At 64.7% G+C, this 24,461-nt stretch carries 25 protein-coding genes and 1 riboswitch; of the genes, 16 read left to right on the top strand and 9 right to left on the bottom strand.

Annotated features, from left to right (window positions below; translation table 11 throughout):
* Positions 1-2: 2 nt before the first annotated feature.
* Positions 3-1,061, bottom strand: a complete 1,059-nt coding sequence (locus tag ARADN35_RS0123940; protein ID WP_010466677.1) for a PfkB family carbohydrate kinase — start codon at positions 1,059-1,061, stop codon at positions 3-5.
* Between the two features lie 134 nt (positions 1,062-1,195).
* On the opposite strand from ARADN35_RS0123940, the gene ARADN35_RS0123935 reads away from it, so the two are divergent.
* From ARADN35_RS0123935 to ARADN35_RS0123915, 5 genes are all read left to right on the top strand, one after another.
* Positions 1,196-2,209, top strand: a complete 1,014-nt coding sequence (locus ARADN35_RS0123935) for a sugar ABC transporter substrate-binding protein (RefSeq protein WP_010466676.1) — start codon at positions 1,196-1,198, stop codon at positions 2,207-2,209.
* 81 nt (positions 2,210-2,290) lie between these two features.
* Positions 2,291-3,250, top strand: a complete 960-nt coding sequence (locus tag ARADN35_RS0123930; protein ID WP_010466675.1) for an ABC transporter permease — start codon at positions 2,291-2,293, stop codon at positions 3,248-3,250.
* Positions 3,251-3,252: 2 nt separating this feature from the next.
* Positions 3,253-4,059 carry an ATP-binding cassette domain-containing protein gene (locus ARADN35_RS0123925; RefSeq protein WP_029414360.1) on the top strand — a complete coding sequence of 269 codons (807 nt, stop codon included), beginning with the start codon at positions 3,253-3,255 and terminating at the stop codon, positions 4,057-4,059.
* Positions 4,060-4,062: 3 nt separating this feature from the next.
* Positions 4,063-4,515, top strand: coding sequence for an RbsD/FucU family protein (locus ARADN35_RS0123920; protein WP_010466672.1), 453 nt, complete (start codon positions 4,063-4,065; stop codon positions 4,513-4,515).
* A gap of 13 nt (positions 4,516-4,528) precedes the next feature.
* A complete protein-coding gene (locus tag ARADN35_RS0123915) occupies positions 4,529-5,770 on the top strand; it encodes an ROK family transcriptional regulator (protein ID WP_010466670.1) in 1,242 nt (413 codons plus the stop codon).
* Between the two features lie 107 nt (positions 5,771-5,877).
* On the opposite strand, the gene ARADN35_RS0123910 is transcribed toward ARADN35_RS0123915, so the two are convergent.
* The 7 genes from ARADN35_RS0123910 to ARADN35_RS0123880 form a co-directional block, all read right to left on the bottom strand.
* Positions 5,878-6,687: an HAD-IIB family hydrolase gene (locus tag ARADN35_RS0123910; protein WP_029414359.1), complete on the bottom strand. Its 810-nt coding sequence runs from the start codon at positions 6,685-6,687 to the stop codon at positions 5,878-5,880.
* Between the two features lie 106 nt (positions 6,688-6,793).
* Complete coding sequence (locus tag ARADN35_RS0123905; RefSeq protein ID WP_010466666.1) at positions 6,794-8,257, bottom strand: hypothetical protein; 1,464 nt, start codon at positions 8,255-8,257, stop codon at positions 6,794-6,796.
* A complete protein-coding gene (locus tag ARADN35_RS0123900; RefSeq protein ID WP_081474705.1) occupies positions 8,239-8,631 on the bottom strand; it encodes a GtrA family protein in 393 nt (130 codons plus the stop codon). Before ARADN35_RS0123900 ends, ARADN35_RS0123905 begins: the two co-directional genes overlap by 19 nt.
* Positions 8,609-9,574: a glycosyltransferase family 2 protein gene (locus ARADN35_RS0123895; RefSeq protein WP_029414358.1), complete on the bottom strand. Its 966-nt coding sequence runs from the start codon at positions 9,572-9,574 to the stop codon at positions 8,609-8,611. The genes ARADN35_RS0123900 and ARADN35_RS0123895 overlap by 23 nt, the downstream gene beginning before the upstream one ends.
* An 80-nt stretch (positions 9,575-9,654) precedes the next feature.
* Complete coding sequence (locus tag ARADN35_RS0123890) at positions 9,655-11,280, bottom strand: peptide chain release factor 3 (RefSeq protein WP_010466660.1); 1,626 nt, start codon at positions 11,278-11,280, stop codon at positions 9,655-9,657.
* Positions 11,281-11,429: 149 nt separating this feature from the next.
* A complete protein-coding gene (locus ARADN35_RS0123885; protein WP_010466658.1) occupies positions 11,430-12,206 on the bottom strand; it encodes an SDR family oxidoreductase in 777 nt (258 codons plus the stop codon).
* 83 nt (positions 12,207-12,289) lie between these two features.
* A complete protein-coding gene (locus ARADN35_RS0123880) occupies positions 12,290-12,952 on the bottom strand; it encodes a TetR/AcrR family transcriptional regulator (RefSeq protein WP_010466656.1) in 663 nt (220 codons plus the stop codon).
* 78 nt (positions 12,953-13,030) lie between these two features.
* On the opposite strand from ARADN35_RS0123880, the gene ARADN35_RS0123875 reads away from it, so the two are divergent.
* From ARADN35_RS0123875 to ARADN35_RS27675, 5 genes are all read left to right on the top strand, one after another.
* Positions 13,031-14,128 carry a DUF2855 family protein gene (locus tag ARADN35_RS0123875; protein ID WP_010466654.1) on the top strand — a complete coding sequence of 366 codons (1,098 nt, stop codon included), beginning with the start codon at positions 13,031-13,033 and terminating at the stop codon, positions 14,126-14,128.
* 60 nt (positions 14,129-14,188) lie between these two features.
* Positions 14,189-14,268, top strand: a riboswitch (S-adenosyl-L-homocysteine riboswitch).
* 68 nt (positions 14,269-14,336) lie between these two features.
* Positions 14,337-15,770, top strand: a complete 1,434-nt coding sequence (gene ahcY / locus ARADN35_RS0123870) for an adenosylhomocysteinase (RefSeq protein WP_010466652.1) — start codon at positions 14,337-14,339, stop codon at positions 15,768-15,770.
* 109 nt (positions 15,771-15,879) lie between these two features.
* The gene (locus ARADN35_RS0123865; protein WP_010466650.1) at positions 15,880-16,878 is read left to right on the top strand and encodes a TlyA family RNA methyltransferase; all 999 of its coding nucleotides are present in this window, start codon (positions 15,880-15,882) and stop codon (positions 16,876-16,878) included.
* Positions 16,875-17,726: a methylenetetrahydrofolate reductase [NAD(P)H] gene (gene metF / locus ARADN35_RS0123860; protein WP_010466648.1), complete on the top strand. Its 852-nt coding sequence runs from the start codon at positions 16,875-16,877 to the stop codon at positions 17,724-17,726. Before ARADN35_RS0123865 ends, metF begins: the two co-directional genes overlap by 4 nt.
* Entirely contained in the window at positions 17,726-18,313 is a 588-nt protein-coding gene (locus tag ARADN35_RS27675) for a septal ring lytic transglycosylase RlpA family protein (protein ID WP_010466646.1), read from the top strand. The genes metF and ARADN35_RS27675 overlap by 1 nt, the downstream gene beginning before the upstream one ends.
* A 15-nt stretch (positions 18,314-18,328) precedes the next feature.
* Here ARADN35_RS27675 and ARADN35_RS0123850 read toward each other — a convergent pair whose 3' ends face one another.
* Complete coding sequence (locus tag ARADN35_RS0123850) at positions 18,329-19,216, bottom strand: 23S rRNA (adenine(2030)-N(6))-methyltransferase RlmJ (protein WP_010466644.1); 888 nt, start codon at positions 19,214-19,216, stop codon at positions 18,329-18,331.
* A gap of 302 nt (positions 19,217-19,518) precedes the next feature.
* Here ARADN35_RS0123850 and ARADN35_RS0123845 point away from each other — a divergent pair, with 302 nt between their 5' ends.
* From ARADN35_RS0123845 to erpA, 6 genes are all read left to right on the top strand, one after another.
* Complete coding sequence (locus tag ARADN35_RS0123845; RefSeq protein WP_010466643.1) at positions 19,519-21,471, top strand: serine/threonine protein kinase; 1,953 nt, start codon at positions 19,519-19,521, stop codon at positions 21,469-21,471.
* 204 nt (positions 21,472-21,675) lie between these two features.
* Complete coding sequence (gene rplM / locus ARADN35_RS0123840) at positions 21,676-22,107, top strand: 50S ribosomal protein L13 (RefSeq protein ID WP_008907237.1); 432 nt, start codon at positions 21,676-21,678, stop codon at positions 22,105-22,107.
* Between the two features lie 11 nt (positions 22,108-22,118).
* Positions 22,119-22,511 carry a 30S ribosomal protein S9 gene (gene rpsI, locus ARADN35_RS0123835; RefSeq protein ID WP_005798582.1) on the top strand — a complete coding sequence of 131 codons (393 nt, stop codon included), beginning with the start codon at positions 22,119-22,121 and terminating at the stop codon, positions 22,509-22,511.
* A 162-nt stretch (positions 22,512-22,673) separates the two neighbouring features.
* On the top strand, positions 22,674-23,384 hold the full coding sequence (locus tag ARADN35_RS0123830; protein WP_010466642.1) for a DUF6776 family protein: 711 nt from the start codon (positions 22,674-22,676) through the stop codon (positions 23,382-23,384).
* 155 nt (positions 23,385-23,539) lie between these two features.
* Complete coding sequence (locus ARADN35_RS0123825) at positions 23,540-23,938, top strand: bactofilin family protein (protein WP_029414357.1); 399 nt, start codon at positions 23,540-23,542, stop codon at positions 23,936-23,938.
* A gap of 60 nt (positions 23,939-23,998) precedes the next feature.
* On the top strand, positions 23,999-24,364 hold the full coding sequence (gene erpA / locus ARADN35_RS0123820; RefSeq protein WP_008907234.1) for an iron-sulfur cluster insertion protein ErpA: 366 nt from the start codon (positions 23,999-24,001) through the stop codon (positions 24,362-24,364).
* The last annotated feature ends 97 nt before the right edge of the window (positions 24,365-24,461 follow it).

Raw genomic sequence — 24,461 nt, 5'->3', positions numbered from 1 at the left:
GGCTACTGGGCGGCTGCGGTAGGGGTAGTGGCCGTGCGCAGTAACGCCAACCGCTCGCGCACTTCCCCATAGCTGGGCGGCGTGCAGCCTGCCCGCTCCACGCAGTGGCTGGCGCTGGCCAGCGCGTGGTGCAGCACGGCGAGCAAACGGGCTTCGGTGACGGGGGCTGTCAGGCCACCATGACGCAGTGCCAAGGCCTCTTCGCCGCGCTCCGGACCCGCCAGCAGGGCGGTGATCAAGCCCGCCAGAAAACAGTCGCCTGCGCCCACGGTGTCCACCACCGTGAGCGGCATTTCCTCACGCGCATGCACGGCCCGCCCGTCGCGTTGCAGCAGCCAGGCGCCGCCGGGCCCCAGGGTCAGTGCCAGCCATTGGGCGGGCGTCTGGCGCAGCAGGTGGCGGGCACGTTGCAGCGCATCGGCGCCCGGCACCGCCAGCGCTTCCAGGTCATCGTCGCTCACCTTGATGAGGTGGGCCTGTTGCAACGCGGCCATCACATTGGTGCGGTAGGCGGGCGCGTCGTCCACGGCGGACAGGCGCAGGTTGGCGTCTACCACCACCAAGCGCCCGGCGGTGCGCTGCGCGGCCAGCCAGGGCAGGTAGATGGCGGCGTCCTGCGCCACCAGGGCCAGGCAGCCCGTGGCCACCACCTGCAGGTGGGGCTGGGCGGCGCACGCGGCAATGAGCGCATCGGCTGTCACCTGGCGGTCGGCCACGCCGTCGCGGTAGAAGCTGTAGCTGGCCTTGCCCTCGGCATCCAGTGCGGCCAGTGCCAGCGCACTGGGCGCGCGCACCGGCGCAGGGGCGGCCAGGGCCACACCCGCCTCCTGCAAGCCGTGGGCCAGTTGGCGGCCCAGCAGGTCGCCCGACAGCGGATTCAGGTACAGCGTGCCCACGCCCTGCAGTCCCAAGGCCCGTGTGAGGTTGTAGACCGCACCGCCCGCGCAGGGCCTGAGGCGGCCGTCCGGCTCTTCGATCAGGTCAAACAAGGCCTCGCCCGCCGTGGCAACTTGGAGCTCGATGGCGGGCCGGGGGGCAGGAGGATGAATAGGGAAAACCATAACTAAATCCACTTGATTTATTAACTTGTCGGCCACTATAGTTCGATCCCATCCACCCGACAAGAGTGGTTCACCTGCCAGCCGCAATGCCCGGGCCGACAGGACTCTGCCATCCCATTCCAGGAGACAACGCCATGCAACGCACCCCCGCTTTCGCGCTTTCTGTCCTTGCCCTCACCGGCGCCATGGCCTGTGGCCTGGCCCAGGCACAAACGTCCGAGCCCGTGATCGGCCTGATCACCAAGACCGACACCAACCCCTTTTTCGTGAAGATGAAAGAGGGGGCGACCGCCGAGGCCAAGAAGCTGGGCGCCAAGCTGGTGTCGGCCGCTGGCAAGACCGACGGCGACAACGCCGGCCAGGTCACAGCCATGGAGAACCTGATCGCCGCTGGCGCCAAGACCATCCTGATCACCCCCAGCGATGCCAAGGCCATCGTGCCCGCCATCAAGAAAGCCCAGGCGCGCGGCGTGATGGTGATTGCCCTGGACAGCCCCACCGACCCGATGGACGCGAGCGATGCCCTGTTTGCCACCGACAACTACAAGGCGGGCGAGCTGATCGGCCAGTACGCCAAGGCAGCGGCTGCAGGCAAGAAACCTGTGATTGCCACGCTGGACCTGTTCCCCGGCCACCCCGTGGGCGCACAGCGGCACAACGGCTTCCTGAAGGGCTTTGGCCTGCAGGCCAACGATGCCAAGAGCAATGAGCTGTCGCGCCCCGCCGAAGTGGTGTGCATGGCCGACAGCTTTGGTGACCGCGCCAAGGGCCAGACCGGCATGGAAAACTGCCTGCAGAAGAACCCCGACATCAACATCGTCTACACCATCAACGAGCCCGCCGCCGCCGGTGCCTACAACGCGCTCAAGGCCGCAGGCAAGGAGAAGAACGTGCTCATCGTCTCGGTGGACGGTGGCTGCGCGGGCATCGCCGACGTGGGCAAGGGTGTGATCGCCGCCACCAGCCAGCAGTACCCGCTGCGCATGGCCGCGATGGGCGTGGCGGCAGGTGTGGACTATGCCAAGACCGGCAAGAAGGTCAGCGGCTACACCGACACGGGCGTGACGCTGATCGCCGCCAAGCCACAGGCGGGTGTGGACAGCAAGGACGTGAAGACTGGCACGGACCTGTGCTGGGGCGCCAAGTAACACGTCCCTTTTGATGTGGGACCAGGCAGCCCTGCAGGGGCCTGCCTGAGTGCCCAATTTAGCCACCCGCCCGGAGCCGCCATGACATCGCCCGCTTTCAAACTACCGCCCCTGGCCACGCTGGGGCCGTTCATCGCGCTGATCCTGGCGTGCGCCTTTTTTGCCACGCAGAGCGAACGCTTTCTGTCGGCGCAGAACTTCGCGCTCATCCTGCAGCAGGTCATGGTGGTGGCGGTCATCGCCATCGGCCAGACGCTGGTCATCCTCACGGCGGGCATTGATCTGTCGTGTGGCATGGTGATGGCGCTGGGCGGCATCGTGATGACCAAGATGGCGGCGGACTACGGCCTTTCGGCCCCCGTGGCGATTGCGTGTGGCATGGCGGTGACCATGCTGTTCGGCCTGATCAACGGCCTGCTGGTCACCAAGATCAAGCTGCCGCCCTTCATCGTCACGCTGGGCACGCTCAATATCGCGTTTGCCGCCACGCAGCTGTACTCGGGCGCGCAGACCATCACCGACATCCCTGCGGGCATGACCGCGCTGGGCAACACCTTCCAGCTGGGGCAGACCGCCATCGTGTGGGGGGCGGTGCTCATGCTGGCCCTGTACCTCGTCACCTGGTTTGCGCTGCGCGAGACCGCGCCCGGCCGCCATGTCTACGCCGTGGGCAACAGCCCCGAAGCCACGCGCCTCACTGGCATCGCCACCGACAAGGTGCTGCTGGGCGTGTATGTGCTGGCGGGCCTGTTCTACGGCATCGCGTCGGTGCTGTCGGTGGCCCGCACCGGCGCGGGTGACCCCAACGCGGGCCAGACCGAAAACCTCGATGCCATCAGCGCCGTGGTGCTGGGCGGCACCAGCCTGTTTGGCGGGCGCGGCGTCATCCTGGGCACGCTGGTGGGGGCGCTGATTGTGGGCGTGTTCCGCAACGGGCTCACGCTGATGGGCGTGTCGTCGGTCTACCAGATCCTGGTCACCGGCATCCTCGTGATCCTGGCCGTGGCCACCGACCAACTCTCGCGCAAAGGAGTGCGTTGATCATGGCCAACTCCCCACACACCACGAACGCCCCGCTGGTCATGCAGGCCAAGGGCCTGGTCAAGCGCTATGGGCAGGTCACCGCGTTGGATGGCGCCGACTTTGAACTGCGCGCCGGTGAAATCCTGGCCGTGATCGGCGACAACGGCGCGGGCAAGTCGAGCCTGATCAAGGCACTGTCGGGCGCCACCGTGCCCGACGAAGGCGAGATCCTGCTCGACGGCCAGCGCATCCAGTTCAAGAGCCCCATCGACGCACGCCGCGCGGGCATCGAAACCGTGTACCAGGACCTGGCCGTGGCCCCGGCCATGACGATTGCCGAAAACCTGTTCCTCGGCCGCGAACTGCGCCGCCCCGGACTGCTGGGCAGCGCGCTGCGCATGCTCGACAAGAAAAAGATGCTCGAAGAAAGCGTGGCCCGCATGGCCGAGCTGAAGGTCGGCATCCGCTCGATGACGCAGGCGGTGGAGACCCTCTCGGGCGGCCAGCGCCAGTGCGTGGCCGTGGCGCGCGCGGCAGCGTTTGCGCGCCATGTGGTCATCATGGACGAGCCCACCGCCGCCCTGGGCGTGAAGGAGGGCAACATGGTGCTGGAGCTGATCCGCCGCGTGCGCGACAAGGGCCTGCCTGTGATTCTCATCAGCCACAACATGCCCCATGTGTTCGAGATTGCCGACCGCATCCACATCGCCCGCCTGGGCAAGCGCGCCGCCATCGTCAACCCCAAGAAGATCAGCATGAGCGACACCGTGGCCGTGATGACCGGTGCCATGGCGGCGTCCGACCTGCCCGCTGAATGCCTTGCCTGAACCATGCTGAAAAATATCGACCCCCTGCTGACCCCCGACCTGCTCAAGGTGCTGGCCGAGATGGGCCATGACGACGCCATTGTTTTGGCCGACGCCAACTTCACCGCCATGAGCCTGGGCGCGGGCAAGCCCGTGCTGCGCCTGCCCGGCATTGGCATGGCGCGTGCCGTGCAAGCGGTGGCCAGCGTGCTGCCCCTGGCGCAGGACGTGCCGCACCCCGTGGCCTACATGCAGGTGGGCGGCACCGAGGCGCCGTACCGCTCAGCCCTGCAGCGCGAAACCATGGACGTGCTGGCACGCGAGGGCGTGACCAGCGAGCAGGCCGAAGGCGTGGAGCGTTTTGCGTTCTACGAACGCGTCAAAAAGGCCTACGCCATCGTGGTGACTGGCGAACGCCAGCCCTGGGGCAATTTCCTGCTGCGCAAGGGCGTCATCGGCGACACTCTGAGTGCCTGATTGATTCGCCGCCATGCTGGACACCGACGCTTCCCCCCTCCCTGTTGACAACGCTGCCGCCAGCCCCGCGCTGCTGCGCCAGCGCGGCTCCAACCACGTGGGGCTGCGCCAGTTCAACGAGCGGGTGGTGCTGCAGGCGCTGCGCACCCACGGCAGTCTGGCCAAGGCCGAGATGGCGCGGGTCACGGGCCTCACGGCGCAGACCATCGGCCTCATCACCGCCCGGCTCGACGAAGACCAGTTGCTGCGCCGCGAAGCGCCCGTGCGCGGCCGCGTGGGCCAGCCCTCGGTGCCGATTGGTCTCAACCCCGACGGCGCCTTTGCCATCGGCATCAAGATCGGCCGCCGCAGCGCAGATTGGCTGCTGGTGGACTTCACCGGCCATGTGCGTGAACGCGTGGTGCTGGACTACGCCTTCCCTGACATCGACGTGCTGCTGCCCGCCATCCGCAAGCACCTGCACCAGCTGCTCGACGGCCTGGGTCCGCTGCGTTCGCGTGTGGTGGGGGTGGGCGTGGCCGCGCCGTTCCAGCTTGGTGGCTGGCACCGCATGCTGGGCCTGACGGAGGCCCAGTCGGAGGCCTGGAACAGCATCGACCTCGCGGAGCAGGTGCAGCAGATGACCGAGCTGCCCGTGAGCTTTGCCAAGGACACCTCGGCCGCCTGCGTGGCCGAGCTGCTGCAGGGGCGCGGGCGCGATATCCCGAGTTTTCTGTACCTGTTCATGGACACCTTTGTGGGCGGCGGGCTGGTCATCAACTCGCACCTGCACCGGGGCTTGCATGGCAACGCGGGCGCGGTGGCCTCGCTGCCGCTGTCACCAGCCCTTCCCGGGCAGGCCCCCGCGCAGCTCATCAGCCAGGCATCGCTGTGGGAGCTGGAGCAGCGCTTTCGCGAACATGGCCTCGACCCCATGGCTGCCTACGACAAGCGTGTGCTGCAGGCCCCGTGGCTGGAACACAGCCGGGGCTGGATTGCGCGCGCTGCGGCGGGCTTGGCGCACTGCATCGTCTCGGCCACCGCGTTTTTGGATCTGGACGCCGTGGTGGTCGATGGCGCCGCAGCCCCCGAGCTGCTGCAGGCCCTGTGCGAAGGCGCCCGCCACGCGCTGGCCGACTACAACTGGGAAGGCCTGCACCAGCCGCCCCGGCTGGAACTGGGCACCATGGGCTCAGACGCCCGGGCGCTGGGGGGGGCGCTGCTGCCCTTGCACGCCTGCTTTGCACCGGATACGGACATCTTCCTAAAGGCCTGAGCAGGGCATGGGGCGGTGAAGATTTGCTATTAAAAATATAGCTATTGGTGCTTGTCTATCAAGCGCCAGGCCGTATTTTTATTCAAAATTTCTCGGCCGAGGTTGCGTCAAGGGCAGCGCTCGCCCCGATCCCGGCCCGCCAGGATCGCCCGCGCCACCTCGGCAAACCCTGCGCCACGTTCGCCCTCTGTCACATAGCGTGGCAGGTGCTGCAGTTGTGGCACAAAGCGCGCGATGTTGGCCACCCCCACGCTGTGGGGAAAGTGCTCGAACATGAGCTGGTCGTTGGTCGAGTCGCCCACATATACCCAGCGGTCGATCTCTGCGTCGAGGTCGCGCCCCAGCAACTCGCGCACGATCCAGCGCGCGCCCTCCAGCTTGTTGTGCGCCCCGAACCAGCCGTTGATGTGGATGCTGCTCACGGTGGCGTTCATGCCTGCGGCGCGCAGGATCGCCACGCATTGGTCGATGCGCGCTTGGGGCAGGTGCGTGAACTCGCTGTGGTCGATGGCGATGTCCGTTTCGCGTCCGGGCGAGTCGGTCGCGCGGCGGGCGCCGGGCACCCTGGCTTCGATGTCGGCGAGCACTTGCTGCATGCGGGCGAAATGGGTTGCGCGCGTGGCTGCATCCTGTTGGTATCGTTTTGATAGCGCATCGCGATTGTCTGGTCTGCGTTGCAGGGCTACAGCACCATTCTCGGCCACGATGGCGTCCACAGGCCAGGTAGCTGCAAAGGGCTCGCTCCAGCCTACGGGGCGGCCGGTGATGGGAATCACTGCCAGTCCCCGGGCCTTGAGTGCTTCCATCGCTTGCAAGACGGGCGCAGGCACAGCGCCCTCGGTGGTCAGCGTGTCGTCGATGTCGGTGAGCACGCCGACGAGGCGGGCGGGTGGACTCCAGGCACTCAATGGGAGCATGGGGGAATGGGTAGGCATGGCGATGGCAAGGTGGGCGTTGGTGAAAATCACGGAGGGCTGCCGCTCGGGCTTGCGCTTCTCCCTGTGGGCGAAGAGATGCCCACTCCTAACCGGTACTTGGGGCCGTTTTCCCGCGCGTCAGGCTCGGGAATTTTTCTGCAACCCTTTCGGCGGACATGGGCACCATGTCCCCGTCACGGAACTCAAAAAGCTGCAGGGTGGCCGATGGGATCTGCTCCAGGCCACGGCCCTTTTCGTCCACGACGTGCAAATTGCCTGGCTGTGGCTTCGGCGCAAAAAGATCGGCGGTGTTTCGGGCGCGGATCAGTACAGAGCGTTTGTATCCATCATCGGTGCCTCCGAACTCTGGGACTACGAATATGGCCTGCCGCTCTTTGTCGAGCGACAGCGCAAAGCGATACAGCGTGTCCCAATACGCCAGGTTGGGCCTGAGCGCCTGGGTCTCCTGCGCATGCACACCCGCCAGGGCCGCAACAAGCGCAGCGCTTCCGACAAGGGCAGCAGCAGGGCGTGCCTCTCGGGGCCAGATGGCCGCCAGACAGGCCGAAAACGCAATCCACGGCACGAACAGATAGCGGTCTGGACTGTGAATTCCCGGAAAAGCCGTCAGCGGTATCAGAGGCAGCAGGACGATGCCCAAGGACACGAAAAGCACAGGTCCATGGAGCCGTCGCTTTGCGGCTGCAAGGCACAAAAGGCCGAGAAATACAACGGCAAGGATGTTGCCGGGCGGTTTGGAGCCGAGGAGCAATTTGGGAACCCTGAGCAACTGGCGCAGGGCCTCGCCGGCATCAAAAACCCCCTGGCTGTAGCCACCCATGAGGCGCCCTAGCAGCAGGTAGCGCCACCCCATGTAGGCCAGTGCAATCAGCACGAACGGTATCACCGCGCGCACCCGTTGCCGCAGCGTGCCCACGGGCAGGAAGGGCAAGAGCACGACCAGGGGTACATAGACTTCCTTGCAGGTAGTCGCCAGCAGGTAGGCGAGGGCGGACAGCGCCAGCCAGTATCCGCGTCCACCTTTGAGATACCGGGTCCAGCCCAGTATCGACAGCATGGCGAATACGAAGCCGGTCGCATAGTGCCCGTGCATCAGGCCCGCTGCGATGTGGGCCGTGGGCTTGCCGAGCAGCAGCGCAATGGCGCCGATCAGCGCGGGCAGGGGCGCCAGCCACTCTCGCAACACGGCATAGAACAACGCGGCTCCCAGCCCCACGAGCAGCAGCAAGTGCGCGTAGTGGCCCGCGGCGGACATGCCGAACAAGCTCAGGTTGATGTCGTAGAACAGCAGGTTCCATGGAGCGACATTGGCGCTGGAGTGCCCCTGGGCAATGTGGGGCTCCAAGAAATATTGCCAGGGTGTGTGTTGGGCCGCGTAGCTCAGGTGGGCGCCGTCATCCCAGCGCCAAGATCCCTGGAGTGATGCGCCATGGGCCAGCAGGGTGAGCAGGGACAGAAGCAGTGTGGCGCCGAGATATTCGGTCCAGGGGTGGCGGTCGATGTGCTCGCGCAGCGCGAGCCACGCGGTTTTCAGCGCTTGAACGTCCATCGCCAATGGAGGAGGAAAGTGAGCGCCGGAAGCGCGACGAAGACCAGTCCGAGCCCCACCAGGTAATGCCAGCCTGCCCAAGCCGCAAACCCGCTGACCAGCACTGTGATGGCAAGCCCGGCCAGGGATACAAGGAGAAAGCGCCCGTATTGCCCCAGTGATGCCTCTGTCTTGAAGTTCCAGCGGCGGTTTGCCCAATAGGAAAAGCTGTTGGCCGCCACAAACGCGATGGCGTTGGCGATGGACGGGTGAACCCCGAAGCGCTCGACGGACAGGACGACGACGGCCGTATGGATCAGCGTATTGATCACACCGATGCCAGAAAACTTGGCAATCTTGCCCGCCAAGGAGTCAGGAGCGATCCGGAAAGTCATAGAGGTCGCGAATAATATAAATGGGCCGCTGCTTCACTTCCCCGTAGATGCGGCCGATGTACTCACCGAGCACGCCAAGCCCCGCGAGCTGCAGTCCACCGAGGAACAGGACGGATGTGATCAGGGAGGCGTAGCCCGGCACATCACGCCCCAGGATCAAAGTCTTGAGCAACAGGAAGATGGCATAGACGAGGGCCAGGGCGGAAATGGTGGAACCGATGTAAGTCCAGATGCGAAGCGGGACCGTGGAGAACGAGGTGATCCCTTCCAGGGCGAAGTTCCACAAACGCCATCCCGAGAATTTGCTGGCGCCCGCAAAACGGGGCTCGCAGACAAAAGTCACCGTCGTTTGCCGGAAGCCGGCCCAAGCGAACAGGCCCTTCATGAAGCGGCGGCGTTCGGGCAGTCTTTTAAGGGCTTCGACGACCTTGCGGTCCATGAGCCGAAAATCGCCGACGTCTGCGGGAATATCGACTTCGGAAATCTGGTTCTGCAAGCTGTAAAACCACCCGGCGGTCTTGCGGCGAGCCCAATGTTCCGCTTCACGGCTTTGCCGTTTCGCCAGGACCACTTCGTAGCCTTCGCGCCAGCGGGACACCATTTCTGGAATAGCTTCGGGCGGGTGTTGAAGATCAGCGTCCATCGGGATGAGGACGTCGCCCCTCGCCAACTCGATGCCGCAGGTGAGTGCCGCCTCTTTGCCGAAATTCCTCGACAGGTCGGCAATGCGCAGGTGGGGGTTCTGCTCCCTCGCCAGCAGCAAGCGTGACAGGGTGTCGTCACTGCTGCCGTCGTTGATGCACACGACTTCATAGGTGTCCGCAGCCGATTCCAAAACAGGGACCAGGCGGGCAAGAAAAGCAGCGAGATTGCCGGCCTCGTTCTTCATCGGGCAGATGATCGTCAACGAGGCAGGACGGGGCTTCAGTGGTGGCTGTTCCATGGTGGAGGGCTGGGCGAGTCGTGTCTGCGCAAGGAAAAACAAAGGGTCTGACTGCGCAATAACTTCCCATCTTGTGCGGGCTAGGCTCCTTGCAGCGCCAGCCCCGCATGCTCGCGCAGCGGGTGGAAGTGGATCTTGGGAAACCGCTCCTGCGCCAGACGCACGTCATACGGGCTGGTGCACAGATAGGCCAGCGTGTCCGCCGCATCGTGCGCCAGGCGCAGCGGATAGGCGTCGGTGAAGGCGCGCAGGTCGGCCGCGTTGTCCGCGGTGATCCAGCGGGCGCCCGTGTACTGGCAACCTTCCAGACGCACGTCGGCGTCGTACTCGGCCTTCAGGCGGTGCTGCACCACTTCGAACTGCAGCTGGCCCACGGCGCCCAGCAGCATGTTGCCGCCGGCGTCGGGCTTGAAGACCTGGATCGCGCCTTCCTCACCCAGCTGGGCCAGGCCCTGCTGCAGCTGCTTGGTGCGCAAGGGGTTCTTGAGCACCACGGTCATGAACATTTCCGGGGCGAAGAACGGCAGGCCGGTGAACTGCAGGTTGGCGCCGTCGGTGATGGTGTCGCCCAGCTGCACGCCGCCGTGGGTGGTAAAGCCGATGATGTCGCCCGCGTAGGCTTCTTCCACCGCCTCGCGGCGCTGGCTCATGAAGGTCACCACGCTGGTGGGGCGTAGTTCCTTGGAGGTGCGCTGCACCTTGAGCTTCATGCCCGGCATGTACTTGCCCGAGGCCACGCGCACGAAGGCGATGCGGTCGCGGTGGTTGGCATCCATGTTGGCCTGGACCTTGAACACAACGCCGGCAAAGCCCTCGTCCTCGGGCGCGATGGTCTTGACGACAGGCTGTTTGTTGACTTCGAGCGTGCTCACGCGCGGGCCCGGCGGCGGTGACATGTCGACCACGGCGTCCAGAACCTCCATCACACCGAAATTGTTCACCCCTGAACCGAAGAACACGGGTGTGAGCTTGCCGGCCAGGAAGTCTTCGTGGCTCCAGGCCGCCGAGGCACCCACGGCCAGCTCCATGCTCTCCAGCGCATCGTCAAAGGGCTGGCCAAAGCGCTTGCGCAGCCTGTCGGCCTCGGCCAGCGGCACCACTTCAAAGTCTTTCGGGCCGCGGTCGCTGCCGGGGGTGAACACCGTCATGGTCTGCGTGCGCAGGTTGATGATGCCGCCAAAGCTCTTGCCCTGGCCTACGGGCCAGGTGATGGGGCAGCAGGGCATGCCCAGCTCGCGCTCCACTTCGTCGAGGATGTCGAGCGGGTCGCGCACTTCGCGGTCCATCTTGTTCACGAAGGTGATGATGGGCGTGTCGCGCTGGCGGCAGACCTCGATCAGGCGGCGCGTCTGCGCTTCCACACCGTTGGCCGCGTCGATCACCATCAGCGCCGAGTCCACGGCCGTGAGCACGCGGTAGGTGTCTTCAGAGAAGTCCTTGTGGCCGGGGGTGTCGAGCAGGTTGATCACGTGTTCGCGATACAGCATCTGCATGACCGAAGAGGCCACCGAGATACCGCGCTGCTTTTCGATTTCCATCCAGTCCGACGTGGCATGGCGGCTGGCTTTGCGGCCCTTGACGGCGCCCGCGATCTGGATCGCGCCCGAGAACAGCAGCAGCTTTTCCGTCAGCGTCGTTTTACCGGCGTCGGGGTGGGAAATGATGGCAAAGGTGCGGCGGCGCCGGGTTTCTGAGGCGTAGGACACAGGGGGTGGTTCCAGAAGGGGGTCAGGGCGCGCTGCGGCAGGGTTCTGCGGCAGTCAGCGCGGCAGGCGCAGCGGCGCCCGGAAGCGGCGATTTTACCGGCGCCCGCTGCGAACCCTTTTCAGACCCTTCTTCAACGCCCTGTTTCCGTTCAGCTGAGCTGTGCCTGGGTGTGCCGGGCATACATCTTCTGCATGCCGCCCAGCCAGCGTTCGTAGTCCTGCCCCTTGTTGCGGAAGTATTGCGCCACTTCGGGGTGGGGCAGCACCAGGAAGCGCCCGTCCTGCATGGCGGCCAGCACATCGCCCGCCACCTGCTCCGGCGGCAGGATGCCGTCGTGCGAGGCCGAGCCGCCGTCGCCGGTGACCATGGCGGTCTGCACCGACTGGGGGCACAGGCAGGCGACGCCCACGCCACGGCGGCCATAGGCGATGCGCAGCCATTCGGCAAAGGCCACGGCCGCATGTTTGGTGACGGCATAAGGGGCGGATTCGACGATGGTCAGCAGCCCGGCTGCCGAGGCTGTGATGAGGAAGAAGCCTTCGCCGCGCTCCACCATCTCGGGCACCACGGCACGCGCTGCCCACACGTGGGCCATGCCGTGAATGTTCCACATGGCCTCCCACAGCGGGTCTTCCAGCTCGATGCCTCCCGGACGGCCCAGGATGCCGGCGTTGGAGATGTAGGCATCGACCCGGCCATAGCGTTCGCGGGTGGTGGCGACCAAAGCCTGGATATCGGCCTCCTTCGACACATCGCAGCGCACGGCGAGGCCTTTGACTTCGTCGGCCACAGCCTGGGCGGGCGCGAGGTGCAGGTCGGCCACGACCACGGCGCGGGCCCCCTCTTGTGCAAAACGCCGCGCGATGCTGCGGCCGATGCCGCTGGCGCCGCCGGTGACGATGATGACTTTGTCCTTGGCGTCCATGCAATGCTCCGTTGGTGGTTTTCGGTGAGGGCGCCAGTGTCGGGCGGCCCGCCGGGCAAGGCAGCCGCGCAGGCGACAGGTTCTCAGTCCGGTGGGCTCGGGGCCTGGCGGATGGCCGCACAGCACAGCTGCTCCACACCTTCGGCCCACTGGCGCATCTGCACGGCGTCAAGCTGCAGCAACAACACGTAGCGCCGCCCGCCCCAGGCCGAGAGGTGCAGCACCTGCAGCAGTTCCTGCCCAGGCGGGCAGGGCAGGTCGGAGCAGGCTGCAAACACCCGGCCCCAGGCGGTCACCAGTTCCTCGTGCACGCGGCGGTGGTGCCGAGGCTCTGCCATCTGCGCCTCCAGTGCCAGCATGTCGGGGTGGAAGGGCGGCAGCTCGGGCGCATCCACGCCGCACACCAGGCGCACCAGATGGTGGACGCGCGCGGTCCAGGGCAGGTCGGTGGGCTGCACGGCCTCGCGGTCGATGGCGGCGAGCAGGGACTCGATGCAGTGGCGCACATAGCCCGACAGCAGCGCTGTCTTGTTGGGGAAATAGTCGTACAGCGTGCCGACGGAAATGCCGGTTTCCAGCGCCACATTCCGTGTGGTGAGCTTGTCCCAGCCGTCACGTTGCCAAATCCGAACAAAGGCGTCGTAGATGGCCTGCACCGTGAAGCGCGCCCGGGCCTGGCGAGGGCGCTTGAGCGGCTTGGGGGCCGTGCTGGAGCCGGCAGCAAGGGCCTTGCGCGGCGGGTTCATCGGTTTCCGAACCCACGCGGCGGCGTGGCGCCATACAGTGCCCTGAGTGCTTTTTCATCCCTCAAACGGAGACCTTCCATGACGCTGCTGACCCGCCTGTTAACCGACAAAAATGCATTGAATCACACCCGCACCGAGGAACTCCCCCTTGCTCCACTGCAGCCCGGCGAGGCTCTGCTGCGTGTGGACCGCGTGGCGGTGACGACGAACAACATTACCTATGCTGCCTTTGGTGATGCGATGAAGTACTGGGATTTCTTCCCCACGGGCGAGGCGGGCTGGGGCCACATGCCCGTGTGGGGCTTTGCCGATGTGGTGGCCTCCGATGTGGAGGGTGTGGCCGTGGGCGAGCGTTTCTACGGCTACTGGCCCATCGCGAGCCATGTGCGCATGGAGCCGGTGCGCGTGACGGCCCGGGGTTTCTACGACGGAGCGGAGCACCGCCAGTCACTCACCTCGGCCTACAACCAGTACACGCGCACCAGCGCCGACCCGGCGTACCGGGCGGGCGATGAAAACTACCAGATGCTGGTGCGGCCGCTGTTCATCACCTCGTTCATGCTGGCGGACTTCCTGCAGGACAACGGGTTTTTCGGCGCGCAGCGGCTGGTGTTCTCCAGCGCATCGAGCAAGACGGCCTACGGAACCGCGTTCTGCCTGGAGGGGGCCGGACAGATCGAGCGTGTGGGGCTGACCTCGCCCCGCAACATCGCCTTCGTGCGAGGCCTGGGCTGCTACCAGCGCACGGTGGCGTATGGCGAACTGGAAGCGCTGGAGGCCGATGTGCCCACGTTGTATGTCGATTTCTCCGGCGATGAGGATCTGCGCTCGCAGGTGCACCACCACCTGGGCGATGCCCTGGTGTACGACTGCTACGCGGGATCGGCGCAGAACACGCGCTTTCTGCGCAGCACGGCCCTGCCGGGGCCGGCGCCCGTGTTCTATTTCGCCCCGGTGCAGATCAAGAAGCGCAATGCCGACTGGGGTCCCGAGGTGGTCAACCAGAAGTTCAATGCCGCCCAGCGCGCGTTCATCGACCGTGTCAGCCACGCCAGTCCGCCCTGGATGCGGGTGCGCGAACACCAGGGGCTCGCGGCGGCGCAGGCCTTGATTGCGGACATCCATGCGGGCCGCATCGATCCGCAGGAGGGCCATGTGGTGGTGCTTGTTCCGTAGCCCGACTGCAGGTGTGAAAGCAGGGGGGCGTGGGCTCCAGCACTTGCTTTTATAATCTGTCGATCCGAGGAGCGTTGCAGCGTCCCCAGCACAGGCGGGGCGTGAGGCTCGGAGTCATCTAGCAACGACGCTCATCCACTTCTCGTGTGGTGAGCTTTTTCACTCCCGCGACCAGTGGTTTTTCAAACATGCTTTGGAGCAAACCATCATGAACGCACGCGTCAACGCCCCGGTCAATACCGACTGCATCATTGCCGACATCGGCCTGGCCGCATGGGGCCGTAAAGAGATCCGCATCGCCGAAACGGAGATGCCTGGCCTGATGGCCATCCGCGAGGAATTCGCTGCCAAACAGGCCCTCAAGGGTGCGCGCATCACTGGCTCGCTCCACATGACGATCCAGACTGCCGTGCTGATCGAGACGCTGCAGGCCTTGGGCGCTGAAGTGCGCTGGGCTTCGTGCAACATCTTCTCCACCCAAGACCACGCTGCGGCTGCGATTGCTGCTGCCGGCACCCCCGTGTTCGCCATCAAGGGTGAAACCCTGGCCGAGTACTGGGACTACACCCACCGCATTTTCGACTTCGGCCCCGCCGGTAGCGAAGGCGAAGGCCCCAACCTGATCCTGGACGACGGTGGCGACGCCACGCTGCTGATGCACCTGGGCCAGCGCGCCGAGAAGGACGCATCGCTGCTGGACAACCCCACCAGCGAAGAAGAAACCTGCCTGTACGCATCGATCAAGGCCAAGCTGGCCGTGGACCCGACCTGGTACACGCGCAAGAGCGCCCAGATCATCGGCGTGACCGAAGAAACCACCACGGGCGTGCACCGCCTGAAGGAAATGTCGGCCAAGGGCACGCTGCTGTTCCGCGCGATCAACGTCAACGACTCGGTGACCAAGAGCAAGTTCGACAACCTGTACGGCTGCCGCGAGTCGCTGGTGGACGGCATCAAGCGCGCCACCGACGTGATGATCGCCGGCAAGGTGGCCTGCGTGGCCGGCTACGGCGATGTGGGCAAGGGCAGCGCCCAGGCCCTGCGCGCCCTGTCGGCCCAAGTCTGGGTGACCGAAATCGACCCCATCAACGCCCTGCAGGCCGCGATGGAAGGCTACAAGGTCGTGACCATGGAATATGCGGCCGACAAGGCCGACATCTTCGTGACCACCACGGGCAACAAGGATGTGATCACCCATGACCACATGAAGGCCATGAAGGACCAGGCCATCGTCTGCAACATCGGCCACTTCGACAACGAAATCCAGGTCGCGTCGCTCGAGCAGTACGAGTGGGAAGAGATCAAGCCCCAGGTGGACCACGTGATCTTCCCGGACGGCAAGCGCATCATCCTGCTGGCCAAGGGCCGCCTGGTAAACCTGGGCTGCGGCACGGGCCACCCGAGCTTTGTGATGTCCAGCTCGTTTGCCAACCAGACCATTGCCCAGATCGAGCTGTTCCTGCACAAGGACCGCTACGAGAACGGCCAGGTCTACGTGTTGCCCAAGCACCTCGATGAAAAGGTGGCACGCCTGCACCTGAAGAAGGTCGGTGCCATGCTGACGGAACTCTCTGACGAGCAGGCGGCCTATATCGGCGTGTCCAAGCAAGGCCCGTACAAGCCCGATACGTACCGCTACTGATCTATTTTGATTTTTTGCTCCTGTTTTGGGAGCAAAAAATCATTATGGATAGAGCGGTAGATGCCAATTTGGCTATGAAATCCATCGTCGATTGACGAGAGAGTGATGCATGCGCGCAGATGTTTTTTTGGTGGACTCCGGCCATGCGGCCACGCGCTCGCAAGCGCAGCGGCTGATTGCTGCGGGCGTGGAGTGGCGCCTGTCGCCGCTGGCGCCCTGGCAGAAGGTGGCCAAGAACGGCGATGACATCCCGTCCGTGGCCGAGGTGAAGTTGCTGGACGATGCCGAGGCCAAGTACATCTCGCGCGGCGGCCTCAAGCTCGAAGGTGCGTTGCAGGCCACGGGCCTGTCTGTGGCCGGGCTGCGCTGCCTGGATGTGGGGCAGAGCACCGGCGGCTTCACCGATTGCCTGCTGCAGCAGGGCGCGGTGCAAGTTGTCGGCGTGGATGTGGGCCACGGCCAGTTGCACGAGCGGCTGCGCAGCGATTTGCGGGTGGTGTGTGTAGAGGGTGTGAATGCGCGTTCGCTGACCGCCCAGGCGCTGCAGGACGCGTGCGAACTGGCGCTCTCCGAAGTCGTCGATGCTGAGGAGGACAACGAGACGCAGCCCGAGGCGCCCTACAGCTGGATGCGCAACGGCGGGCTGGTGGACGATGCCTACGATGACAGCGGTGACGCCAAGGAGCAGGACATCGAAGCCTTCAAGTCCGAGCGCGCCCAACGCGCCGAGGCCCGCGCGCAGGGCACGCTGCCGGTTCAGCGCCGGCGTCGTGCGGATTGTGCGGGTGTGGACACGACGCCGGTGTTCGACCTGGTGGCGGGCGACCTGTCTTTTATCTCGCTGACCCTGGTGTTGCCTGCCATCGCCGCATTCCTGCGGCCTGATGGCCACCTGCTCATGCTGGTCAAACCACAGTTTGAATTGCAGCCGGGCCAGGTGGGCAAGGGCGGCATCGTGCGCGATGAGGCGCTGTACGCGGTGGTGGAAAAGCGCATCCGTAACTGCTGCGCCGAACTGGGCCTGGCCGTACAGGCCTGGCTCGACAGCCCCATTCAGGGCGGCGATGGCAACCGTGAATTTTTTGTTTATGCGAGGAGGGCAACATGATTGCTGCCAATGCCCAGGGCACCGGTTTCCCGGTGAGTTTCGAATTTTTCCCGCCCAAGACGCCGGAAGGGGCCGACAAGTTGCGGGCCGCGCGCCAGCAGCTGTATGCGCTGCACCCTGATTTCTGCTCGGTGACGTACGGTGCCGGTGGTTCCACGCAGGAGGGCACTTTTGGCACGGTGCGTGAAATCCTGGCCGAAGGTGTGGGCGCCGCCTCGCACTTTTCCTGCATTGGCGCCACACGCCAGTCCGTGCGCGAGCAGCTGGCGATGCTCAAGGACATGGGCGTCAAGCGCCTTGTCGCGTTGCGTGGCGATCTGCCCAGCGGCTATGGTGCGGGCGGGGAGTTTCATTACGCCAGCGACCTGGTGGCCTTCATCCGTTCGGAGACCGGCCGGGACTTCCACATCGAAGTGGCCGCCTACCCCGAGGTGCACCCCCAGGCCAAGTCGCCGGAGGCTGACCTGAAGGCCTACATCGCCAAGGTGCAAGCTGGCGCGGACTCGGCCATCACTCAGTATTTCTACAACAGCGATGCGTATTTCCGCTTTGTGGAAGACGCGCAGCGACTGGGGGCCAATGTGCCCGTGGTGCCCGGCATCATGCCCATCGGAAGCTCCACCCAGTTGATGCGTTTCTCGGACGCCTGCGGCGCCGAGATTCCCCGCTGGATCCGGCTGCGCCTGCAGGCGTTTGGCGACGACACGGCCAGTATCAAGGCCTTTGGGTTGGATGTGGTGACCGACCTGTGTGACCAGCTGCGCAGCGCGGGAGTACCTGCATTGCACTTCTACACGATGAACCAGAGTGCCGCGACGCTGGAGATCTGTCGCCGGCTGGGAATCTGATGCGCCAGCCGCACGGCGATGCCGCCGAACCAGGCAAGGGGGGTGGACGCCGGGCGGCCTGGTGGTGGCGGGTGTTCGGGGTGGTCTGCTGCGTCTCGGTGTGGGGCTGCTCGTCCTGGGGGCGCGCGCAAGGGCTGTCAGCCGAGGCCGACGCACTGGCGCCACACCTGTTGAGCGTGCCGGGCGAGGCGATGTTGATCGATCCGCCGCGCCCTGCAACGGAGGACAGTGCCGAAAGCGCGCAGGCCTCCTCCCAACTGCGCATGCCGGCAGACCAGGTGGGATTGGCGTCCTGGTACGGCGCGAAGTTCCATAAGCGCCGCACAGCCAGTGGAGAGCCGTTCGACATGAAGGCGCTCACCGCCGCGCACCCCACGCTGCCGTTTGGCTCCCGCGTGTGCGTGCGCAGCCAGGCCACCGGCCGCTCTGTGGTTGTCCGCATCAACGACCGGGGCCCGCACACGGGCAAACGGGTGATCGACCTGAGCCGGGGCGCTGCCGAAGTGCTGGGGATGGTGGGCTTGGGGCTCAAGCCCGTGGAGCTTTTTGCCCTGGAAGAGGGCGAGCGGGATTGCCCCGCCCCCTGATCACGGACGTTGCCGTCAACTGCCCGATTCGAGCGTGTGTGTGGCGTGTTTGTCTTGGGCCAGCAATTCCACCATTTGCGGCAATGCGGTCTTCAACGCTGCCTTCAAGGTGAACGGCGGGTTGATCAGGAACATGCCACTGGCCGGCAGCCCGGGGCGCTTGACGTCACCTGCAGCCGTTTCGGTGAGCTTGCTGTTTTTGACCGTGAGCGTGGCGTGCAGCCAGCTTTTGCCAGCCTTGGTGGCCAGGGTCTTGAGCCGCCGCGGCAGGTCGTGGGCCTCGGGGCGCGGGATGATGGGGTACCAGAACGCATAGGTGCCCGTGGCAAAGCGCTTGAGCGAATCAGCGGCCATGTCGAGCACCTTTGCATAGTCGCTCTTGATTTCATAGCTGGGATCGCACAGCACCAAAGCGCGGCGGGCTGGTGGAGGCAAAAATTTCTTGATCCCTTCAAACCCATCTTCGTGCAATACCGCCACTTGGCGGCCAGCCTCGAGCTGGGCCACGTTGCCGGCCAGTGCCCGCAGATCGGTGGGGTGAAGCTCGAAGAGCTTGAGCTTGTCGCGGTCGCGCAACAGGCGCTGGGTGATGAATGGGGAACCTGGGTAAACCCGCAGTGTGTTGCCCTGGTTGAAGGCGCGGACCATGTCCACATAGGCCTGCAGGGCTGGCGTGAGGGCGGGGGCCGTGGGGGCAAATAGGCGCACGATGCCATCTGCGGCTTCGCCACTGGTGCTGGCGTAGTCGCCGTCGAGCCGGTACAGGCCTGCACCTGCATGGGTGTCCAGCACGGTCAGTGCCGCGTCTTTCTCGGTAAGGTGTTGCAAGGCGGCGATCAAAACCGTGTGCTTGAGCACATCGGCATGGTTGCCTGCGTGGAAGGCGTGGCGATAACTGAACATGGCTCTATGGTAACGAGTGCGCTCCAGGAGCAGCCGGGGAGAGGCCTGCGCCCGACCGCAGGCCCTTGGGCCACGAATCATGGTCCGATGCGAATTTGTCATGGGGCTGGGTGCTGCCTGGGACCATGGCACGGCACAATCACGCTTTTCTGACCAGGGTGTGTAACTTTTTTGGCAGACCGGAAGCCTTTTGTTTCTGTAGCGCATGCTGGCATGCTTCATGATTGCGTTTGGAGCGGCTTTGGCACCCGTTCGCTCACAATCTCCGTCGAAGCTCGCATGCACGCCACACCCTTTTCACCATGATCGCAAGTTTCAGCCAAGCCCCAGCCAGCGGTGTCAGCCATGTGGATGCGCTGCCGCCGGGCACCCGCCTTGCTGAATTCGAGATCCTGGCGCTCCTGGGGGTCGGTGGGTTTGGCATGGTTTACAAGGCCTTTGACCATTCGCTGCACCGGGCGGTGGCCATCAAGGAATACATGCCGTCGGCGTTGGCGGGCCGGGCGCAGGGCCAGTCGTTGTGGGTCCGGTCGTCGTCCGACCAGCAAACGTTCCAAGCCGGTTTGGCCTCTTTCGTAGGTGAGGCACGCCTGCTGGCGCAGTTTGACCATCCTTCGCTCGTCAAGGTGTTCCGCTTCTGGGAGGCCAACAATACCGCCTACATGGTCATGCCCCTCTATAGCGGCATGACCTTCAAGCAGGCCCGTGCCCAGATGCGCACGCCGCCGCCCGAGATCTGGCTGCGCAAGGTGCTGTGGTCCGTGCTGGGTGCCCTGCGGGTGCTGCACGACGGCAAAACCCTGCACCGGGATATTTCGCCCGACAACATCTTCCTGCAGGACATTGGCCCGCCTGTGCTGTTGGACCTCGGTGCTGCCCGGCATGCGATCAACGACCAGGACCGCAAACACACCGCCGTCCTCAAGGTCAACTACGCACCCATCGAACAGTACTCCGATGGCGACGAGGACCTGCGCCAGGGGCCCTGGAGCGACCTGTATTCCCTGGCTGCCGTGGTGCATGGCTGCCTGTGCAATGACACGCCGCTGCCTGCGACCTTGCGCTCCATCCGTGATCGCATGGTGTCGTTCTCCCGCGTCGCCAGAACCGTCAAGCGGCAGTTTGGCGTGGAGTATTCCCCGCCCTTCGTTGCGGCGATCGCACAGTCGTTGGCGCTGAAGCCAGAGGACCGGCCGCAGAGCATCGACGCGTTCTTGCAGCTCATGGAGATGACCTCCGCGCCGGAGGGGAGCGAGCACTTCGACTTCCGGACCGACCTGGGCGATATCTGGGTGGAACCTGCCGACCAGCCTGGCCCTGGCCTGATAACGCCCACGGTGGATGTGACATCGGCACCCAGCATCGTGGCAGAGATGCATGCCCAGGCACTGCGTGCAATCGAGGATGGATCTCCCCACGATGCCGATGAGGACGGCCGCCCCGCAGGCGAGCCGAATGTGGGCGGAGACACCGTGATGTTGGGAGGGCCGGACACGGTGGCGGCAGAGGCGGGCGACACGGTCTTCATCGACGCGGGAGACACGGTGGTCGCCGATGACTCCCGCTATGACGATCTTGCGGGCAATCACAAGCAGGGCGCAACCACACGGCATGTGCCGGAGCCTCGGCAGCGTCAGATGGAGCGGGAGATTCCCCGCCCCCACAGTAAAACGGGAAAAAAGACCCGGCGTTCGCCCGCCATGGTCTGGCTTGGAATTGCTGTTTTTGCCGTGGTGGCTTCTGCTGCCGGCTTGCGCTGGGTCCAGAGCAGCAAGGCTCCCCGGGACGACATCATCACCGAGATGGCGGAACCTCCTGCCGCCGCGCCGCCCCCCCCAGTGGTCGAGGTTGCGCTGGCGAATCCGGCCACCGGGGCATCCGCTGCGGTGGATGGCGTTGCGAGCGATGCGGCGGCAGCGGCCTCCGTGCCAGCGTCTGCGTTGGTTCCTGCGTCTGCGCCGCGCACGCCACCCAGGGTCACTCGGCGTGTTGTCCCTGAACCCGCCCCCACCCCGATTGTGGTGCGTGAGGAACCACCGCCACCACCCCCGCCCGTGGTGGCCGAGCCCAAGCCCCGCCCACCTCCACGGGTACCCAGCCCGCAGGAGGCCTGCGCGGATGCCAATTTCCTGTCTCGCCCTATGTGCGTCCACCAGGAATGCCAGAAGCCTTCCCAGGCCAACCAGCCCATCTGCGTAGAGAACCGCCGCCGCTACGAGGCCGAAGAACAGCGCCGCCGCCAGACCCCCAACTAGCCGCTGCCGAGCGCCCGGGGATGTCGAAATGAGTTCCGCGATGAACCGGGCTTGCGCCACAGGTGGGCAACTTCGTATAATAGAGGGCTTCGCAGCGCTTTTGTGGTCCCGCGGCGAAGACTGACTCCCACCTAAGAGGCTTCCTTCAGAGAAGCACCGACCGTGGAAAAGGACCCGCCAAACCCTCTTTTGAAGAGAAAACTCATGACTACTACTTTCAGCGCAAAGCCCGCTGAGGTTGTGCACGAGTGGTTTGTGATTGACGCGACCGACAAGGTCCTCGGACGAGTAGCCAGCGAAGTTGCTCTCCGTTTGCGCGGCAAACACAAGGCCATTTACACGCCTCACGTCGATACCGGTGACTTCATCGTCATCATCAACGCCGCCCAGCTCAAGGTCACCGGCACCAAGTCCCTGGACAAGGTGTACTACCGCCACTCGGGTTACCCCGGCGGTATCACGGCCACGAACTTCCGCGACATGCAAGCCAAGCACCCCGGCCGCGCGCTGGAAAAGGCTGTCAAGGGCATGCTGCCCAAGGGCCCCCTTGGCTACGCGATGATCAAGAAACTCAAGGTGTACGGTGGTGCTGAGCATCCCCACACCGCCCAGCAGCCCAAAGTGCTGGAAATCTAAGGAGCCTTGAGATGATTGGTGAATGGAACAATGGCACCGGCCGTCGCAAGTCCAGCGTCGCCCGCGTGTTTCTGAAAAAAGGCTCCGGCAAGATCACGGTGAACGGCAAGGACATCCAGTCCTATTTCGGCCGCGAAACCTCGATCATGATTGCCAAGCAACCCCTGGCGTTGACCAACCATGTCGAAACCTTCGACATCCAGATCAACGTGCACGGTGGTGGTGAATCCGGCCAGGCTGGCGCTGCCCGCCACGGTATCACCCGCGCCCTGATCGATTACGACGCATCCCTCAAGCCCGTCCTGAGCCAAGCTGGCTTCGTGACGCGTGATGCCCGTGAAGTCGAACGTAAGAAGGTCGGTCTGCACTCTGCACGCCGCGCAAAGCAGTTCTCCAAGCGTTAAGCTGGCTGGGTCCTGCGTGGATGTCAGCTTCCGGGCTGGCATCCCACCCTGCGAAAGCGTCCCCGGACTGCTTTACAGATCAAAAAACCGCCTCAGGGCGGTTTTTTCGTTTAAGGTGCGCTCTTTTCTCCGCGCCATCCTGATGATCCACCTGCTCCCACCATGCGCCTTCGCCTTCTGCGCCGTCGGCTGACGATCAGCGCCCCGCGGGTCGCCATCCGCAGTGCCTTGCCCTGGCCATTTCGCTGGCTGGCCCTGGCAGTGGTCTTCGGCTTTTGTGCCGCGGTAGCGCTGTGGGCCTTCGAGTTTGGAAAGTCCATCGCAGGTCTGGACACCGTATCCCGTGACGAATTGATTCAGTTGCGGGCAGAAGTAGACCGCTGGCGCGCCGAGGGCCAGGAGCAGCAGACGGTGGCCCACACGGCCGAGAGCCTGCTCGTGGCCGAGCGGGCGGCCAAGGAAAGCCTGATGGCGCAGGTTCGGCAGCTGGAGGCCGATAACCGCACGCTGCGTGAAGACCTGGGGTTCTTTGAAAAACTGATCCCCGCCGCAAAGACCGAAGGGCTGGCGATCCGCAGCCTGCAGGCCGAAGTGCTGGGTGGGATGCAGCTGCGGTGGCAGGTTCTGGTGATCCAGGCGGCGCGCAATGCCCCAGAATTCAATGGCCGGCTGGAGCTGGTGCTGACTGGCACCCAGGATGGCAAGCCTTGGACCCAGACCCAGCCAGCCCAGGGGCAGCCTCTGCAGGTCAAGCAATACCGGCGTGTGGAAGGTGTGCTCGATCTGCCCCCCAGCGCCGTGGTAAAAACCGTGACGGCCCGGGTGCTGGAGGGCACGACGGTTCGCGCCGTCCAGGCGATGGCCATCGACTAGGTAAAAGGGTTGTGGTCGGGCCGAGAGCAGCCTGACGCTCCCATTGGCTTACAGACGCCTCGCACGCGCAGTACGGCAACCTTCTCTGGGCTCCCTCATCGTTTTCTATTTTGTATGTTCTGGATCGGAGCATGCGCTTTCAGGAGTTTTCACCCATGTTTTCCCGCAAAAAACAGCCGCCGATCAAAAGCCTGGTCGCGCAGGGCACCCGGATTGAGGGGGATGTGCACTTCGCAGAAGGCATGCGCATCGATGGCGAGGTGGTGGGGGACATCCGCGCGGGCTCCGAGCAGCCCAGCATCCTGGTGATTTCCGAAACGGCGCGCGTCGAAGGTGCGGTGCATGCCGACCACGTGATCATCAATGGCCAGGTGATCGGGCCCGTGCATGCCGCAGAACTGCTCGAACTGCAGCCCAAGGCCAAGATCACCGGCAATGTGCATTACAAGGCGCTGGAGATGCACCAGGGTGCCGTGATTGCCGGGCAGATGTGCCCGGTGGCCGTGCTGGTGGAGGAAAAGCCCCCACTGAAGTTAGCGTCAAACGGCCAGTGATCTGAATTCCCGAGCGGTCTGCAGTACTATTCACCGCAAACATTGAACCCGGAGTACCCCATGAGCGCTGTTGCCGAAAACATCCAGACCGAAATGCCTGCCCCCATCCTGTTCACGGACAGTGCGGCGGCCAAGGTGGCGGACCTGATTGCCGAAGAGGGCAACCCCGACCTGAAGCTGCGCGTTTTCGTGCAGGGTGGCGGCTGCTCCGGCTTCCAGTACGGCTTCACCTTCGACGAGATCACCAACGAAGACGACACCACCATGACCAAGAATGGCGTGTCGCTGCTGATCGACGCCATGAGCTACCAGTACCTGGTGGGCGCCGAGATCGATTACAAGGAAGACCTGCAGGGCGCCCAGTTCGTCATCAAGAACCCCAACGCCACCACCACGTGCGGGTGTGGCTCCAGTTTCTCTGCCTGAGATTCATGGGGGTTCCAGGTCGTGTCTGCGGCCTGGAGCAAATAAGATCAGCCGCCCAACCGGGCGGCTTTTTTCATGGGGACACTCCGTCCCGATT

The sequence above is a fragment of the Acidovorax radicis N35 genome (assembly GCF_000204195.1).
GTDB classification, from domain to species: domain Bacteria; phylum Pseudomonadota; class Gammaproteobacteria; order Burkholderiales; family Burkholderiaceae_C; genus Acidovorax; species Acidovorax radicis.
The sequence above is the reverse complement of the archived record's forward strand: the minus strand, read 5'-3'. Positions and strand labels throughout refer to the sequence as shown.

Coding starts and splice junctions, on each gene's coding strand:
- ARADN35_RS0123930 (WP_010466675.1), top strand. CDS start 2,291: ATGACATCGCCCGCTTTCAAACTACCGCCCCTGGCCACGCTGGGGCCG.
- ARADN35_RS0123925 (WP_029414360.1), top strand. CDS start 3,253: ATGGCCAACTCCCCACACACCACGAACGCCCCGCTGGTCATGCAGGCC.
- ARADN35_RS0123880 (WP_010466656.1), bottom strand. CDS start 12,952: ATGAACCCGCCGCGCAAGGCCCTTGCTGCCGGCTCCAGCACGGCCCCC.
- rplM (WP_008907237.1), top strand. CDS start 21,676: ATGACTACTACTTTCAGCGCAAAGCCCGCTGAGGTTGTGCACGAGTGG.
- ahcY (WP_010466652.1), top strand. CDS start 14,337: ATGAACGCACGCGTCAACGCCCCGGTCAATACCGACTGCATCATTGCC.
- ARADN35_RS0123905 (WP_010466666.1), bottom strand. CDS start 8,257: ATGGACGTTCAAGCGCTGAAAACCGCGTGGCTCGCGCTGCGCGAGCAC.
- ARADN35_RS0123940 (WP_010466677.1), bottom strand. CDS start 1,061: ATGGTTTTCCCTATTCATCCTCCTGCCCCCCGGCCCGCCATCGAGCTC.
- ARADN35_RS0123875 (WP_010466654.1), top strand. CDS start 13,031: ATGACGCTGCTGACCCGCCTGTTAACCGACAAAAATGCATTGAATCAC.
- ARADN35_RS27675 (WP_010466646.1), top strand. CDS start 17,726: ATGCGCCAGCCGCACGGCGATGCCGCCGAACCAGGCAAGGGGGGTGGA.
- ARADN35_RS0123825 (WP_029414357.1), top strand. CDS start 23,540: ATGTTTTCCCGCAAAAAACAGCCGCCGATCAAAAGCCTGGTCGCGCAG.
- ARADN35_RS0123920 (WP_010466672.1), top strand. CDS start 4,063: ATGCTGAAAAATATCGACCCCCTGCTGACCCCCGACCTGCTCAAGGTG.
- ARADN35_RS0123900 (WP_081474705.1), bottom strand. CDS start 8,631: ATGACTTTCCGGATCGCTCCTGACTCCTTGGCGGGCAAGATTGCCAAG.
- ARADN35_RS0123910 (WP_029414359.1), bottom strand. CDS start 6,687: ATGCTCCCATTGAGTGCCTGGAGTCCACCCGCCCGCCTCGTCGGCGTG.
- rpsI (WP_005798582.1), top strand. CDS start 22,119: ATGATTGGTGAATGGAACAATGGCACCGGCCGTCGCAAGTCCAGCGTC.
- ARADN35_RS0123830 (WP_010466642.1), top strand. CDS start 22,674: ATGCGCCTTCGCCTTCTGCGCCGTCGGCTGACGATCAGCGCCCCGCGG.
- ARADN35_RS0123895 (WP_029414358.1), bottom strand. CDS start 9,574: ATGGAACAGCCACCACTGAAGCCCCGTCCTGCCTCGTTGACGATCATC.
- ARADN35_RS0123935 (WP_010466676.1), top strand. CDS start 1,196: ATGCAACGCACCCCCGCTTTCGCGCTTTCTGTCCTTGCCCTCACCGGC.
- ARADN35_RS0123865 (WP_010466650.1), top strand. CDS start 15,880: ATGCGCGCAGATGTTTTTTTGGTGGACTCCGGCCATGCGGCCACGCGC.
- metF (WP_010466648.1), top strand. CDS start 16,875: ATGATTGCTGCCAATGCCCAGGGCACCGGTTTCCCGGTGAGTTTCGAA.
- ARADN35_RS0123885 (WP_010466658.1), bottom strand. CDS start 12,206: ATGGACGCCAAGGACAAAGTCATCATCGTCACCGGCGGCGCCAGCGGC.
- erpA (WP_008907234.1), top strand. CDS start 23,999: ATGAGCGCTGTTGCCGAAAACATCCAGACCGAAATGCCTGCCCCCATC.
- ARADN35_RS0123915 (WP_010466670.1), top strand. CDS start 4,529: ATGCTGGACACCGACGCTTCCCCCCTCCCTGTTGACAACGCTGCCGCC.
- ARADN35_RS0123845 (WP_010466643.1), top strand. CDS start 19,519: ATGATCGCAAGTTTCAGCCAAGCCCCAGCCAGCGGTGTCAGCCATGTG.
- ARADN35_RS0123850 (WP_010466644.1), bottom strand. CDS start 19,216: ATGTTCAGTTATCGCCACGCCTTCCACGCAGGCAACCATGCCGATGTG.